At 65.6% G+C, this 15352-nt stretch carries 15 protein-coding genes; 2 read left to right on the forward strand and 13 right to left on the reverse strand.

Going from position 1 to position 15352, the window contains the following annotated elements; translation table 11 throughout:
- Positions 1–20: 20 nt before the first annotated feature.
- Entirely contained in the window at positions 21–1562 is a 1542-nt protein-coding gene (locus tag ACVIIV_RS34300) for a Do family serine endopeptidase (RefSeq protein WP_456748132.1), read from the reverse strand.
- 211 nt (positions 1563–1773) lie between these two features.
- Here ACVIIV_RS34300 and ACVIIV_RS34305 point away from each other — a divergent pair, with 211 nt between their 5' ends.
- Positions 1774–2610, forward strand: a complete 837-nt coding sequence (locus tag ACVIIV_RS34305) for a universal stress protein (protein ID WP_456748133.1) — start codon at positions 1774–1776, stop codon at positions 2608–2610.
- 20 nt (positions 2611–2630) lie between these two features.
- Here the strand turns inward: ACVIIV_RS34305 and ACVIIV_RS34310 are convergent, their stop codons facing one another.
- From ACVIIV_RS34310 to ACVIIV_RS34350, 9 genes are all read right to left on the reverse strand, one after another.
- Positions 2631–2843 (reverse strand): hypothetical protein, encoded by a 213-nt coding sequence (locus ACVIIV_RS34310; protein ID WP_456748134.1) that lies wholly within the window; start codon positions 2841–2843, stop codon positions 2631–2633.
- Positions 2844–3186: 343 nt separating this feature from the next.
- The gene (rpe, locus tag ACVIIV_RS34315; protein WP_456748135.1) at positions 3187–3924 is read right to left on the reverse strand and encodes a ribulose-phosphate 3-epimerase; all 738 of its coding nucleotides are present in this window, start codon (positions 3922–3924) and stop codon (positions 3187–3189) included.
- Positions 3921–4853: a CbbX protein gene (gene cbbX / locus ACVIIV_RS34320; protein ID WP_456748136.1), complete on the reverse strand. Its 933-nt coding sequence runs from the start codon at positions 4851–4853 to the stop codon at positions 3921–3923. The genes rpe and cbbX overlap by 4 nt, the downstream gene beginning before the upstream one ends.
- 98 nt (positions 4854–4951) lie before the next feature.
- Positions 4952–5359, reverse strand: coding sequence for a ribulose bisphosphate carboxylase small subunit (locus ACVIIV_RS34325; protein WP_456748137.1), 408 nt, complete (start codon positions 5357–5359; stop codon positions 4952–4954).
- Between the two features lie 11 nt (positions 5360–5370).
- A complete protein-coding gene (locus ACVIIV_RS34330) occupies positions 5371–6831 on the reverse strand; it encodes a form I ribulose bisphosphate carboxylase large subunit (RefSeq protein ID WP_456748138.1) in 1461 nt (486 codons plus the stop codon).
- Between the two features lie 38 nt (positions 6832–6869).
- Entirely contained in the window at positions 6870–7955 is a 1086-nt protein-coding gene (fba, locus tag ACVIIV_RS34335) for a class II fructose-bisphosphate aldolase (protein ID WP_456748139.1), read from the reverse strand.
- 12 nt (positions 7956–7967) lie between these two features.
- Entirely contained in the window at positions 7968–9986 is a 2019-nt protein-coding gene (gene tkt / locus ACVIIV_RS34340; RefSeq protein WP_456748140.1) for a transketolase, read from the reverse strand.
- Positions 9987–10002: 16 nt separating this feature from the next.
- A complete protein-coding gene (locus ACVIIV_RS34345; protein WP_456748141.1) occupies positions 10003–10878 on the reverse strand; it encodes a phosphoribulokinase in 876 nt (291 codons plus the stop codon).
- Positions 10879–10890: 12 nt separating this feature from the next.
- A complete protein-coding gene (locus ACVIIV_RS34350) occupies positions 10891–11928 on the reverse strand; it encodes a class 1 fructose-bisphosphatase (protein ID WP_456748142.1) in 1038 nt (345 codons plus the stop codon).
- A gap of 122 nt (positions 11929–12050) precedes the next feature.
- On the opposite strand from ACVIIV_RS34350, the gene ACVIIV_RS34355 reads away from it, so the two are divergent.
- Positions 12051–13028: a LysR family transcriptional regulator gene (locus ACVIIV_RS34355; protein ID WP_456748143.1), complete on the forward strand. Its 978-nt coding sequence runs from the start codon at positions 12051–12053 to the stop codon at positions 13026–13028.
- Positions 13029–13270: 242 nt separating this feature from the next.
- Here ACVIIV_RS34355 and ACVIIV_RS34360 read toward each other — a convergent pair whose 3' ends face one another.
- From ACVIIV_RS34360 to ACVIIV_RS34370, 3 genes are all read right to left on the reverse strand, one after another.
- A complete protein-coding gene (locus ACVIIV_RS34360) occupies positions 13271–13468 on the reverse strand; it encodes a hypothetical protein (protein ID WP_027570913.1) in 198 nt (65 codons plus the stop codon).
- A gap of 129 nt (positions 13469–13597) precedes the next feature.
- Positions 13598–14017: a DUF4118 domain-containing protein gene (locus tag ACVIIV_RS34365; protein WP_456748144.1), complete on the reverse strand. Its 420-nt coding sequence runs from the start codon at positions 14015–14017 to the stop codon at positions 13598–13600.
- Between the two features lie 139 nt (positions 14018–14156).
- Entirely contained in the window at positions 14157–15350 is a 1194-nt protein-coding gene (locus ACVIIV_RS34370) for an MFS transporter (protein ID WP_456748145.1), read from the reverse strand.
- Positions 15351–15352: the final 2 nt, after the last annotated feature.

The raw sequence follows: 15352 nt of genomic DNA on the forward strand, positions 1-15352 counted from the left end.
CCTACCGGTCGAGCTTCGCCTTACGCGAGCGGCACCGCGACGAAGCGGGTGGCATCCGCGCTTTTGACCTGCAACAGAACGCTGCGCTTGCCCGACGATTTGGCCTGCGCCAGCTCCGAGCGCACCTCGCCGACATTGCTGACAGCCTTGCCACCGACGTTGAGGATGACGTCGCCGGTCTGGATACCGCGCTGCGCCGCCGGCCCTTCCGGATCAACCTCGGTGACGACGACACCCTTCTGACCGGCGCCCTGCACCTCGCCGGCCGGAGCCAGACCGAGCCCGAGGCGCGGCGTGCCGGCACCCGGCTGCCCCCTGCCCTCGTCGGCATTGCCCTTGGCCTGACGCTCGTTCGGCAGCTCACCGAGCGCCAGGGTCAACGTTTTGCTGTCGCCCCTGCGGAAGACATCGAGCTTCACGGACGTGCCCGGCGCCAGGGTGGCGATGGTGCGGGCGAGATCGCGGGGGTCCTTGATGGTGGTGCCGTTCACGGCGGTGATGACGTCACCCGCCTCGATGCCGGCCTTCGCCGCCGGGCTGCCGGCTTGCGGGTTGTCGACGATCGCGCCGCGCGCCTCCTTGAGCCCGAGGCTGTCGGCAATGTCCGACATCACGGGCTGCACCTGCACGCCGAGCCAGCCCCGGGTGACCGCGCCCTTGTCCTTCAATTGCGCGATGACGAGCTTGGCGGTCGAGGCCGGAATATCGAAGCCGATGCCGACCGAGCCGCCCGACGGGGAGAAGATCGCAGTGTTCACACCGATGACGTTGCCGTTCATGTCGAAAGCCGGGCCGCCGGAATTGCCCTTGTTGATGGGCGCATCGATCTGGATGAAGTCGTCATAGGGACCATTGCCGATATCCCGGCCGCTGGCCGAGACGATGCCGGCGGTCACAGTGCCACCAAGACCGAAGGGATTGCCGACCGCGACCACCCAGTCGCCGATGCGCGGCTTCTGGTCGGAGAACTTGACGAACGGAAACTCCTTCTTGCCGTCGACCTTGATCAGCGCGAGATCGGTCTTCGGATCCGTGCCGACGACCTTCGCGGTGTAGGTCGTACCGTCGTCCATCGTCACCTGCACGGACTCGGCGTGGTCAACGACATGGTTGTTGGTCACGGCATAGCCGTCCGCGGAAATGAAGAAGCCGGAGCCTTCGCCCGTGATCATCTGATGACGCTGGCGCGGCATGCCGTTCGCGCCGCCTGGGAAACGGAAGCCGAACTGTCGCGAGAACTGATCGAACGGCGTGTCCTCGTCCGAATCCATCCGGTTCTGCTGCAGCATCGCGCTCTTGTCATTGTCCTGGTCGATTCTGACCCGCACCGAGATCACCGCGGGTTTGACCTTGCTGACCAGATCGCCAAAGCCCGGCGGCGTCGCGGCGGCTTCCGCAGCCTGAGCCGGCGCAATGAAGGAGTTCATGCCGAACTGCGAAGGGCCTGGCGCAATTGACAGGGCGGCCACGCCCAGCGCAGCCACGGAGCCGAGCAGCGCGAGCCGGCGCGGCTTCAAGATCTTGCGAGACGTGGTAGTGTCGGAATTGACGCGATCGTTCATGTCGAAATGTCCATGTTGAGCGGGTGTCGCCTTGCCGTCAACATGGTCGTTGCCACCTTACGGCGTCCCGTCCATCCGATTAAATCTCGGCAAAGAATGGATGAGCGGGCGCAGCAGGCAAATCGTCGCTGGCCGTTTGACGCAGCTCAATACGGGTGCTTCGTGCAGTGAAAAACTGCAACCACCGGATGATGTCCATTGGAGGCGCACCATGTACAAAGACATTCTCGTCCACATTCCCACCGAACGTCCCATGCGTTCGGCGATCGAGGGCTCGATCTCGCTCGCGGCGAACCTCCACGCGCATCTCGACGCGGTCGCGGTCGGCTATGTCGCAACCAGTGCAGCTTACATGATGGAGGGCGGCGCGGCGGTGGCGGCCGTGTTCGAGCTGGAACGCGAGCGCGCCGTGGAGCGGGCCGAGGCCGCACTCGCGGTGTTCAAGAGCGAAGCGGCGAATGCCGGCATCTCCTACGCCTGCCACGCACTCGGCGCGATCCCGGCGGATGCAGCCGGCTCGCTCGGCGAGATGGCACGACTGCACGACCTCAGCATCGTGCTCCAGCCTGATCCGACGCAAGGCTCGTTCGACAACGACGTGCCACGCGAGATCCTGTTCCAGGCGGGCGGCCCGGTGCTGTTCCTGCCCTACACCTTCCGCGGCGCCTTCAAGGCGAGCCGGATCGGCATCTGCTGGGACGGCAGCCGCCTCGCCGCCCGCGCTGTGCGCGACGCAGCACCGTTCCTGGCGCGCGCCGCAGAGATCGTGATCATCACCATCAACGAGACCGACGCGGCCTCCGGCGAAGCTTCAGCGAGCAGTCTGGCAAAACATCTCGGCCGGCGCGGACTGTCGACCCGCACGGTCGCCCTGTCGGCAACGCGCGCCGACATTCAACCGACCATCCTGTCGCTGGCGGCGGACGAGAGTCTCGATCTCTTGGTGATGGGCGGCTACGGCCATTCGCGGTTGCAGGAGCGCGTTCTCGGCGGCGTCACCCGTGCCATGCTGGAAGCCATGACGGTCCCGACGCTGATGTCGCATTGAGCCGTGCCGGCTTGGCGCCGTCACGCCGCAGCGGGAGTTTCCCATGTCGCGGGCGCGGCGGCGTCCTTGTCGCGTTGCACATTGCAGGCTTCGAAATGCGCCTTGAGTTCGATTTCGGCGAGATATTCGAAATGTTCGGCCTGGCCGAGGAGTTCCCAGTTCTGGAGCGGCCGGTAGGCCGCCTGCTGGCGACAGAGGGACGCCAGCGCCCGGTAGCGACGTACGTTCTCCATGAGACCTCCCTCGCATTTACTGGGGTTATTGCTCTGATTTGCGTCAGGTCGATGGCGGTTGTGCAAAAGATTTGCTGCGCGCGCGAGCCAAGTCAATTTTCGAGAAGCGCCGGTAAGGATTTTAGTTCCAAACGTCCGCTTGGAACTGTGTGCGCAACGCGGTAGGCCGCGCTGACGAACTCGTCCAGCTTGACGAGACGCTTAGCATTGCCCGGTCGTCAATCGATCCTTCTTCTCAGCTGCGTTGGTTACCCCCGCCTGAATGAGCCGGTCAGAGACCCGGAGAAAGTGGCGCGCCTTGGCACACCGGAACCACAGCATCAGTCCGCGGCTGATCCATAGTCTACCGGAGGAGCGCGCTTTCTCCGGCCCGCTTCGCGGCCGCGGAACTATCTTGCAGCCTCGGAGCCCGGCCCGTCTCCGCGGCGCTGCGAATAGCCGCGATATTGGCGGCATATTCGGCAGCGCTCTTGCCGCGAAACACGGCGGAGCCTGCGACCAGCGTGTCGGCGCCCGCTGCAGCCACCGCCGCCGCATTGTCGCGCGTGACACCGCCATCGACTTCGAGCCGGATCGGCCGCTCGCCGATCATGGTCCTGATCCGCCGGATCTTGTCGATCTGCGATGCGATGAAGGACTGGCCGCCAAAGCCCGGATTGACCGTCATCACCAGCACGAGATCGATGCGATCGAGCACATATTCGATCACCGTCTCCGGCGTCGACGGACAAAGGCTGACGCCAGCCTTCCTGCCGAGCGCGCGAATGGCCTGAAGTGAGCGGTCGAGATGCGGGCCTGCTTCGGCATGAACGGTGATGACATCCGCTCCGGCTTTCGCGAACGCCTCGAGATAGGGGTCGCTCGGCGCGATCATCAAATGCACGTCGAACGGCTTCTTCGTCAGCGGCCGGATCGCCTTGATTACATCGGCACCGAAGCTGATGTTCGGCACAAAGTGCCCGTCCATCACGTCGCAATGGATCCAGTCGGCGCCGGCCGCGTCGATCGCGGTGATCTCCTCGCCGAGACGCGCGAAATCCGCGGCCAGGATCGAGGGAGCGATGAGGATCTCCTTGGTCATGACTTTGCACTCCGCGCGTCGGCGCCGCCGCTGAAGACCCGACTCGCCAGGACGTCCGCGGGATCGACCGTTTCGAGGTCGGCGACGTCGAGCATGCGGTCGAGATCGGACACCAGCCGATCGGCCTGCCGCAAGCGGATGCGATCGACGGCATTGCGGATCGAGCGCGCATTGGAGAAGAATGGTTGGGTCCGGCGCAGCGCGATGTATCGCTCGAACGCATCGCGCGCCGCTGCCGAGAAGCGATACCCCCTCTCTTTCAGCATCAGCTCGGCGATGACGAGCAACTCGGCTTCCGAATAATCCGGAAATTCGATGTGGTGGGCGATGCGCGAGCGGAAGCCGGGGTTAGAGGCGAAGAAGCTCGTCATCCGCTCGCTATAGCCGGCGAGGATCACGACGAGGTCCTCGCGCTGGTTCTCCATGACCTGGAGCAGGATCTCGATCGCCTCCTGACCGTAGTCGCGCTCGTTGTCGGGTCGATGCAGGTAATAGGCCTCATCGATGAACAACACGCCGCCCATCGCCTTCTTCAGGATCTCCTTGGTCTTCGGCGCGGTGTGGCCGATATACTGGCCGACCAGATCGTCGCGCGTCACCGAGATCACCTGCCCGCGGCGCACGAAGCCGAGCCCGTGCAGGATCTTGGCCATGCGCAGCGCCACGGTGGTCTTGCCGGTGCCGGGATTGCCCGTGAACGACATGTGCAGCGTTGGCGGCGCGGAGGCCAGTCCCGCCCGCTGCCGGATGCGTTCGATCAGCAGCAGTGAGGCGATCTGGCGCACGCGGCTCTTCACCGGCTTGAGCCCGATCAGCTCCTGATCGAGCTGCTGCAGCGTATCGGTGATCCCGGCCGCTTCAGCCTCCTTGCGGAGATCGAATTGGGTCTCGCTGTGTTCGGTCGTGGTTGCGTGGGGCACATCGAGCATCGGCACCTCGAAGAAAAGGGCTTCGCCGCAGGGGAGCGGCGAAGCAGTGGTCCGCCAAGGATGCGGAGCAGGGAGAGCTCCGCGCGGAAGCGGATGACTTAAGCGGAGGCGTGCGCGGCCGGCTTTCGTACCGTGGTGTAGCGGATTGCGCGGCCAGCCACCTCCTGCCGCACCAGCTCGAATTCCGCCTCTTGCTTCGGCCGGTTGACGAGGAAGGAGATCCGCACCGATTCCCAGCCGTGGCTGGAATCGAAGCCGCTGATGCGGATATAGCGGTCGCCGTAGACCCTGCGGCACTCGGCGAGCTCCATCATCACACCGGCGGCATCCTGGAGATCGAACATCGGCAGGCCCCACATCTCCCAATAGGTGTTGCGGGGATGCGGATCGTCGGTGAATTCGATGTTCACCGCCCAGCCATTGGCGAGACAGTATTGCACCTGCTTGGAGATCTGGTCATCGGTCAGATCGGGCAGGTACGAGAAGCAGCCCTGGGTGATCTTCATGTCCATTCTCCTCAAACTGTTTCCAGCGCCGTCGGCACGAAGTCCGGCGTGTCGGTGGATTGATAGTTGAATGTGACGTCCTTCCAGACCTCGAGCGCGGCCTTCAGCGGCGTGCAGGTCTGGGCCGCCTTGGCGAGGATCTCCGGCCCTTCGTGGAGATAGTCGCGGCCCTCATTGCGGGCGAGGATCATCGCTTCCAGCGCCACGCGGTTGGCAGTCGCGCCGGCCGCAATGCCCATGGGATGGCCGATGGTGCCGCCGCCGAACTGCAGCACGACATCCTCACCTAACAGATCCAACAACTGGTGCATCTGGCCGGCATGGATGCCGCCGGAGGCGACCGGCATCATCTTGTTGAGGCTCGCCCAGTGCTGGTCGAAGAACAGGCCATGCTCGAGCTTGGTCGGGTTGAAGTCTTCGCGGCAGACATCGTAGTAGCCGCGGGTGGTGTTGGGATCGCCTTCGAGCTTGCCGACCACCGTGCCGGCATGAATGTGGTCAACACCGGCAAGGCGCATCCATTTGGCGATGACGCGGAACGACACGCCGTGGCTCTTCTGCCGCGTATAGGTCGAGTGACCGGCGCGATGCAGATGCAGGATCATGTCGTTGCGCCGCGCCCACTTGGCCATCGACTGGATCGCGGTGTAGCCGATCACGAGGTCGATCATGACGATGCACGAGCCGAGCTCTTTCGCGAATTCCGCGCGCTCGTACATGTCCTCCATCGTGCCCGCGGTAATGTTCAGGTAGGTGCCTTTCACCTCGCCGGAGGCGGCCTGCGCGCGGTTCACCGCCTCCATGCAGTAGAGAAAGCGCTCACGCCAATGCATGAAGGGCTGCGAGTTGATGTTCTCGTCGTCCTTGGTGAAGTCGAGCCCGCCCTTCAGCGCCTCGTAGACCACGCGGCCGTAGTTGCGTCCCGAGAGACCAAGCTTCGGCTTGATCGTCGCGCCCAGCAGAGGCCGGCCGAACTTGTCGAGCCGCTCGCGCTCGACCACGATGCCGGTCGCCGGCCCCTGGAACGTCTTCACATAGGCGACCGGGAAGCGCATGTCCTCCAGACGCAGGGCCTTCAACGGCTTGAAGCCGAACACGTTGCCGATGATCGAGGCCGAGAGGTTCGCGATCGAGCCCGGCTCGAACAGGTCGAGGTCGTAGGCGATGTAGGCGAAGTAGGAACCGGGCGAGCCTGGGACCGGATCGACGCGGTAGCACTTGGCGCGATACTTCTCCGCGGCGGTCAGGCGATCGGTCCACACCACCGTCCAGGTCGCGGTCGAGGATTCGCCGGCCACAGCAGCAGAGGCCTCGATCGGATCGACGCCCTCCTGCGGCGTGACGCGGAACAGCGCGATGACGTCGGTGTCCTTTGGCGTGTAATCGGGCTCCCAATAGCCCATGCGCTTGTATTCCATCACGCCGGAGCGATAGCGCTCCTTGCCGCGGACCGTGCCTGCATGTGCGTTCATGTCTCTCTCCTGCTCTTTTCTCTGCTCTTTCTGATTGACTAGGCCGCCACGGACTCGCGGGCATCGATGCGCGGATCGAGCTCGCCGGCGCGATAGCGCCGCGCCATCTCGCTCATCGGGACCACCTTGATCTTGCTGGCATGACCCGCGGTGCCGAACTGCTCGAAGCGCTCGCGGCACAGCTCGCGCATCGCGTCCATCGCCGGCTTGAGGAACTTGCGCGGATCGAACTCGGAGCGCGCCTGGGCCGCCACCTTGCGGAACACCGCGGTCATCGCGAGGCGACAGTCGGTGTCGATATTGACCTTGCGCACCCCAGTCTTGATGCCCCGGACGATCTCTTCGACCGGCACGCCCCAGGTCTGCGGCATCTCGCCGCCGAATTGGTTGAACATGTCCTGGAGCGGCTGCGGCACCGAGGAGGAGCCGTGCATGACGAGATGCGTATTTGGCAGCCGGCGGTGGATCTCCTGGACCACCCGCATCGCCAGGATGTCGCCATCCGGCTTGCGGCTGAACTTGTAGGCGCCGTGTGAGGTGCCCATCGCGATCGCCAGCGCATCGACCTTCGTGGCGCGAACGAAATCGACGGCCTGATCGGGATCGGTCAGCAACTGGTCGTGGCTGACCTTGCCCTCGACGCCATGACCATCCTCCTGCTCGCCGCCGCCGTGCTCGAGCGAGCCGAGCACGCCGAGTTCGCCTTCGACGGAAGCGCCGACCCAATGGGCGAGATCGACGACGCGGCGGGTGATCGCGACGTTGTAGTCATAGTCGGCCGCCGTCTTGGCGTCGGCCTTGAGCGAGCCGTCCATCATGACCGAGGTGAAGCCATGGGCGATGGCAGAGGCGCAGGTCGCCTCGTCATTGCCGTGGTCCTGGTGCATGCAGAGCGGAATGTCGGGATAGGTCCGCTCCAGCGCATCGATCATGTGCGAGAGCATGAGGTCGCCGGCATAGCTGCGCGCACCGCGTGAGGCCTGGATGATGACAGGCGCATCGACCTCGGCCGCCGCCTGCATGATCGCGATGCCCTGCTCCATGTTGTTGATGTTGAACGCCGGCACGGCATAGCCGCAGGTAGCGGCATGATCGAGCAGTTGGCGAAGTGTGATACGGGCCACGGGACGTCCTCCTTATTGACTCTTGCGCGCAATCGCCCGGCGGGCGGCTTCCGCTATGCTCTGCGGCGTGATGCCGAATTCGCGGTACAGCACGGGTGCCGGCGCCGAGGCGCCGAAGCCGCGCATGCCGACGAATTCACCGTCGGCGCCGATCCAGCGATGCCAATCGCCCTGCACGGCCGCCTCGATTCCGACGCGCGGCGCAGTGCCGAGCACGGCGGCGCGGTAGTCCTCCGGCTGCTCCTCGAACAGCGCGAGGCACGGCGCCGAGACGACGGCCGCACGGATGTGCTCGGTCGCGAGCAGGCGGGCAGCTTCCAGCGCGATCGAAACTTCCGAGCCGGTTGCGATGAGCGTCACGTCGCGGCCACCGTCCGGGGAGACAACGAGGTAAGCACCGCGTGCGACACGGTTTTTGCCGCGCGCATCGCTGCGGAAGGTCGGTAACGCCTGCCGCGACAGGCACAGCACGGACGGTCGATGCTCTGTCGCAAGCGCGCAGTCCCAGGCCTCCAGCGTCTCCACCGCATCGGCCGGGCGGAACACCAGCAGGTTTGGAATGACGCGCAGCGCCGCGAGATGCTCGACCGGCTGGTGCGTCGGGCCATCCTCTCCGAGCCCGATGGAGTCGTGCGTCATCACGTGGATGACGCGCAGCCGCATCAAGGCTGCAAGGCGGATCGCGGGTCGGCTGTAATCGGAGAACGCGAGGAACGTGCCGCCGTACGGGATGAAGCCGCCATGCAGCGCGAGGCCATTCATCGCCGCGGCCATGCCGTGCTCGCGGATGCCGTAGTGGATGTAGTCACCGGCGAATGCGCCACTCTTGACCGGCGCCTGCGCCTTGGCATGCGTCAGGTTCGAATGCGTCAGGTCCGCGGAGCCGCCGACCAGGCCGGGAATCGTCCCGGCGATGGCATCGAGCACCTGTTGCGAGGCCTGCCGCGTCGCAAGCTTCGGCCGCTCACTGGCGAAGCGCTCGCGCAATTTCGCCGCGGCCAGCGCATAGGCGGCCGGCAGCGTCACGGCCTTGCCCTCGACGAACAGGTCGCGCTGCTCCGGCGCCGCATCTTCGTAGCGATCGAGCCAGGCGAGACGATCGACCTGCCCGCGCTGCCCGATCATCCGCCAAGCCTTGAGCACGGGGATCGGCACCACGAACGGCTGATAGTCCCAACCAAGCGTCCGCCGCGCCGCTGCCGTCTGCTCGGTGCCGAGCGGCGCGCCATGCGCCTTCTCGGTGCCCTGTCTATCAGGCGCACCATAACCGATGATGGTGCGGCAGGCGATCAGCGACGGCTTTGCGGTCTCCCGCTCCTCCGCAATCGCCTGCGCAACGGCTTCGGGGTCATGCCCGTCCACGCGGCGCACCGACCAGCCGGAGGCAGCGAAACGCGCGAGCTGGTCGTCGGACGTTGCCAGCGAGGTCGGCCCGTCGATGGAGATGCCGTTGTCATCGAACAGCACGATGAGACGACCGAGCCCGAGATGGCCGGCAAGCGAGATCGCCTCCTGGCTGATACCTTCCATCAGGCAGCCGTCGCCCGCGATGACATAGGTGAAGTGATCGACGAGCCCATCGCCATGCCGCGCATTGGCCATGCGCTCGGCGAGTGCCATGCCGACCGCGGTCGCAATCCCCTGTCCCAGTGGTCCCGTCGTGGTCTCGACGCCAGGCGTGTGACCATATTCCGGGTGCCCCGGCGTCTTCGAGCCCCACTGCCTGAAGGCCTTGATGTCGTCGAGGCTGATGTCGCCGCCGGTCAGATGCAGCAGCGCATAGAGCAGCATCGATCCGTGGCCCGCCGACAGGACGAAGCGGTCGCGGTCCGGCCAGTTCGGGTGCGCGGAGTCGAACTTCAGGAAACGCGAGAACAGCACGGTCGCGACATCGGCCATGCCCATGGGCAGGCCGGGATGACCGGACTGCGATGTCTCGATGGCGTCGACCGCGAGGAAGCGCACGGCATTGGCGAGATCGTGGTGCGTGACCGCCGTGAGGTCGGCTTCGGCGTGGACGGAGATGTTCATCGGGTTCTCTCCCTGTTCACTTCAGGCTGCGCTTGCGTTCGATCAGCTGCATGATCAGCGGCGTCAGGATCAGCTGCATCGCGAGATCGAGCTTTGCGCCGGGGCACACGATCGAGTTCGCGCGAGACATCCAGCTCTGCGGCAGCATCGACAGCAGGTAAGGGAAATCGATGCCGCGCGGGTTCTTGAAGCGGATCACGACCATCGATTCGTCCGGCGTCGGGATCCAGCGCGCGATGAACGGATTGGAGGTGTCGACCGTCGGCACGCGCTGGAAGTTGATGTCGGTCTCGGTGAATTGCGGGCAGATGTAATGGATGTAATCAGGCATCCGCCGCAGGATCGTGTCGGTGACGGCCTCGGTCGAATAGCCGCGCGCGCTGCGGTCGCGATGCAGCTTCTGGATCCATTCGAGATTGATGACCGGCACGACGCCGATCTTGAGGTCGGCATAACGCGCGACATTGACCTTATCCGTGACCACGGCGCCGTGCAGGCCCTCGTAGAACAGCAGGTCGGAGCTCTCCGGCAGCTGCTTCCAGTCGGTGAAGGTGCCGGGCGCCGCGCCGTGCAGCGCGGACTCCTCGGCGTCGTGGACATAGTGCCGTGTCACCGCGGTGCCGGTCTCACCATAATCGCGAAAGGCGCGCTCCAGCTCCTCGAACAGGTTGGTCTCGGGGCTGAAATGGCTGAAGTGCTTGTTGCCGCGCTCGGCCTCCTTGGCCATCTGCGCACGCATCTCGGCGCGGTCGTAGCGATGGAAGGCGTCGCCCTCGATGTAGACGGCGTTGACCTTCTCGCGGAAAAATATCTGCTCGAAGGTCTTCTTGACCGAGGTGGTGCCGGCGCCGGAGGAGCCGGTGATGGAGATGATCGGATGCTTCCTGGACATGGGACGCCTCGCTCAGAGTCGGAAGAATCCGCGCCGCGCGAACAGCGGCGCTGAGACGCTGGCGACCAGCAGCGGATCGCAATGCAGCTCCTCGACGCGGCGCACCTCGTTGCTCGAGCCCATCATCAGCGGCACACGCTGGTGCAGGCTCTGCGCGGAGAGGTCGAGGATGCGCTCGCGCCCGGTCGAGGCCGAGCCGCCGGCCTGCTCGATGATCATCGCCATCGGGTGCGCCTCGTAGGTGAGGCGCAGGCGGCCGTCGCCATAGCCAGGCCGCGCGTCGGAAGGGTAGAGGAACACGCCACCGCGGGTGAGGATGCGATAGGCCTCCGCGACCAGCGAGCCGATCCAGCGCATGTTGAAATCGTGGTTGGCGGGCCCCTCGACGCCGGCGAGGCATTCGTCGATGAAGGCGCGCACCGGCGGGTCCCAATGCCGGCGGTTCGAGGCGTTGATCGCGAACTCCTCGCAGGTCTCGGAGATCTGCACGGCGCTGCGCGCGAGACGGAAGCAACCGGCCTTGCGGTCGAGCGTGAAGATGTCGACGCCGTCGCCGAGGGTCAGCACCAGCGAGGTCTGCGGCCCGTAGGTGACGAAGCCCGCCGCGAGCTGCGCCGAGCCGCGCTGATGGAAGGCGAGTGAGAGATCATCAGGTGTTGGCAGGATCGAGAAGATCGTGCCGACGGTCATGTTGATATCGATGTTGGAGGAGCCGTCGAGCGGATCGATCGCGACGCAGATGCGCCCCTGACGGTCGACGATCTGGGCCTCGCGCATCTCCTCCGACGCCAGCGCCGCGATCGGCAGCCGACCGAGGCAGCGGCGCAGGATCGCGTCGGCCTGGACGTCGAGATCCCGTTGGACATCGCCATCGCTGTTGAGGCCCGTCGTCAGGCCTGAGGCGTCGGCGAGATCGCCGGAGGCGATGAGATCGGCGATCTCGATCGCCGCTGTCGCGATGGCGTCGACGGCACCTGCCACCGCGAGCGCGTGAGGTGCGGTCTCTGAATACCGTTGAAGGTGGTCGTCCAGCCTGAGTTGCCCGGTCATCTGCGTCCATCCCCTTTGCCGGCGCCGCGTCCAGTTTTCCTCCCCGCTGGAGGCAGGTAGCGGTCAGTCCCGGCATCAGGAGATTGACAGGGGCAGCCTAATAAGGAAAATTTCTAATCATAATGAGCCTCAAAGAATTTTCTTATAATGGTCCCGGCCATGCGGCGGCCCAGCTCCGGCATCTGACGATCCGGCAGCTGCGCTCGCTCGCGGCGCTGTCGGCCAAGGGCAGCGTGACGGCGGCCTCGAGCCATCTCGGGCTGACGCAGCCGGCCGTGACCCAGCAGCTCCGGCAGCTTCAGGACCTCGCCGGTCTGCCCCTGGTGCAGCGGACGGGGGACGGCATGCTGCTGACGGAAGCAGGCAAGGAGGTGCTGGCGCTGGCCGAGCGGGTCGAGGCCGCGATCATGGATTGCCAGGGCGCGCTCGACCTGCTTGCGGGGCGGACCGGCGGCACGGTGCAGCTCGGCGCGGTCTCGACCGCGAAATATTTCGTGCCGCACGCGATCGCGGCGTTCTCCAAGCGCTATCCCAAGATCGAGATCAAGCTGACCATTGGCAATCGCGAGGAGATCCGCGAGGCCATGCATGGCTACGATCTCGACTTCGCGGTGATGGGTCGGCCACCGGCCGACGTCACCGTCGACGTCCGCCAGCTCGGGCGCAATCCGCACATCATCGTCGCGCGCAAGGGCCACTGGCTGGAGAAGGATTCCGGCCTCAACCTGACCGACCTCGTGCACGAGACATTCCTCACCCGCGAGCCCGGCTCGGGCACGCGGACGCTGATGGAGGGCATGTTCCAGAAGTCGGATCTCGAGCCGATCATCGGCATGGAGATGAGCAGCAACGAGACCATCAAGCAGGCGGTGATCGCCGGGCTCGGCATCGCCTTCATCTCGGCCCACACGGTCGCGCATGAGCTCGCCGAAGGCCGGCTCATCGTGCTCGACGTCGCCGGCCTGCCGATCGTGCGGCAATGGTACGTGATCCGCCGCAGCGACAAGGTGCTGCTGCCGCCGGCGCAGGCGATGTTCGATTTCCTGGGCTCGGAAGGATCGAATTATCTGCCTGACGTGCCCGAACTCGGCGGCCGATAGCCGGCCGGCGCTCAGCTCATCAGCTTCATGGCGACGGTCGCCGCCAGCACCACGATGATCTGGAGCAGACGCTCCGTCGTGAAGATGCGGTTGAAGGTGGTCATCGCGTGCCCCGGCCGACGTGAAGAATGTCTCGATCGGTCCGTTGCTAGCACAGCAGGATGCGGAGACAACTCCGTAATTGCCCCGTGGGCGGTCGCGCCTTCGGCGGGCCGGTTCACGGCCACGCCGATCGTTGACGATCAGGCTGCGAGCGGGGCGGTGCAGTCCGTGCGCGTCGCGAAATAGGCTTCCAACTCCGACAGCGCCCGCGCTTCCCAATCCCTCGCCTGCTCCAGCAGCGACCAGCTCTGGCCCGGGCGGAACGCAGCGGTCTGGCGATAGAGCGATGCGATGCCGCGGTAGCGGCGCACGTTCTCCAAGATGGCGTGACCGTTCATGTCCGAAAACTCCCTCGTCATTCCCGCGGGAGAAACTGCGGCCAAATCTTTTTCGAAAAGTTAGCGGCGCGCGGCAAGTTCGCGGATGGTTGCCGGACTGTTGCGCGAGCGCAACGTGCGCGGCACGATCTATTGCGGATTGGTTGCCGCGCTGTCGCCCGAAGCCTTCAGCCCGCCGCTTCTGATGATCGTCACCGTCTCGCGGCAGAGATCGGCAAAGCCGATCAGGAGCACGGCCAGGAGGCAGAACAGGTTGATGGAGTCGGCATTCGCGTTGGTCAACGGGGTGAACCGGAAGACGGGCGGCATGAACGCCCACCACACCAGCGGAACAGTGAGCAACGCGGCGAATGCCGCCGCCGGTGCGCCCGCCACGAGCGCAAGCACGAACAGGCCGGGCAGGAACGCCGCGAGATAGAGCTTTGCGCCGAGCGCGACACAGATGCCCTGAACTACGGCCGACATTGCGACGACGGCCAGCCCGAGCAGAAACGCCTGCCACGACCATGGCCGTACCCGCGGTACGCCAAACAGCCCCGCACGCCTCATCAGCCTCCCCCTGCCGCCCGTTAACCAGGTGCGTTTGCAACCAAAGTACTACAGCGGCGCCAGGACCGCGAGACGGAAATTGCGTGCTCGCGGGGTTGGTAAACGGGCAGCATCGCACCATCGGCGGCCATGCCGGCAGCTATTCGGTCGCCGCATAGAGCAGGCCCGCGACGGGCAGAGCAAGGCCAATGGCCGATGCGAGCGCCCAGCCACCTTGCGCGAAGGCAAAGGCTCCGACGGCGGAGCCGGCCGCGCCGGCGGCGAAGAATGTCGCCATGTAGAGGCCGTTGAGGCGGCTGCGGTGCTCGTGCCCGAGTGCGAAGATGGCGCGGAAGCCGAGCACGACGTTGCCTTGGACACCGACATCGATGGCAATCGCGGCCACGACCAGACAGGCGAGGTTCAGCATCGAGCCGGGCGCGCCGATATAGGTCACGAGAAAGCCGGCGGCCGCGAGCAGCATCGCGACCAGTGTCGCGATGCGGCTATGACCATGGTCGGCGAGGCGTCCAGCAATCGGTGCGGCGAACACGCCGGCGACGCCGGCCAGCGCAAACAGCGCGATACCGCGCTGGGAGAAGCCGAATTCGCCGGCGAGTTGGAGCGGCGCCACCGTCCAGAACAGGGTGAAAGCGCCGAACAGGCTCGCCTGGTAGAGCGCGCGGCGTCGCAGCAGCGGCGTGGCCCGCACCAGGTGCGGCATCGACAGCAGCAGCGTGCCGTAGTGCATCCGCGTGACCGGCTTGCGCTTCGGCAGCGTCATCCAGAGCACGGCCGTGAGCACGATCATCAGCGCGGCGGAGCAGAAGAACACCGCGTGCCACGACAGCACGGCTGTGACGAAGCTCGACACCGGACGCGCCAGCATGATGCCGAGCATCAGGCCGGTCGAGACGTTGCCGACGACGCGGCCGCGGATCGCTTCGGGTGCCAGATGCGCCGCATAGGGAATGATGATCTGCACGGCGACCGAGCCGAGCCCGATGAACAGCGCGGCGATCAGGAACGGCAGCGCATGGGTCGCAAACGCGGCGGCGAGCAGCGCCGCAGCGCCGAGCGTGATCACCGAGCAGATCAGGGTGCGGTTCTCGACGAGATCGCCGAGCGGCACGATCAGCAGCAGCCCGGTGCCGTAGCCGATCTGCGTCATGGTGACGATCAGTCCCGCCGCTGCATGCGAGAGGCCGAGCGCGGCACTGATCGGGGCGATCAGCGGCTGGGCATAGTAGATGTTGGCGGCGACCATGCCACAGGCCGCGGCGAGGACGACAGTCAGGCGCTGCGACACCGCATCCGGCCCAGGCGCGGTCTCGATCGTGGCATTCATCGTCATTC

This window comes from Bradyrhizobium sp. USDA 4354 (assembly GCF_054060315.1).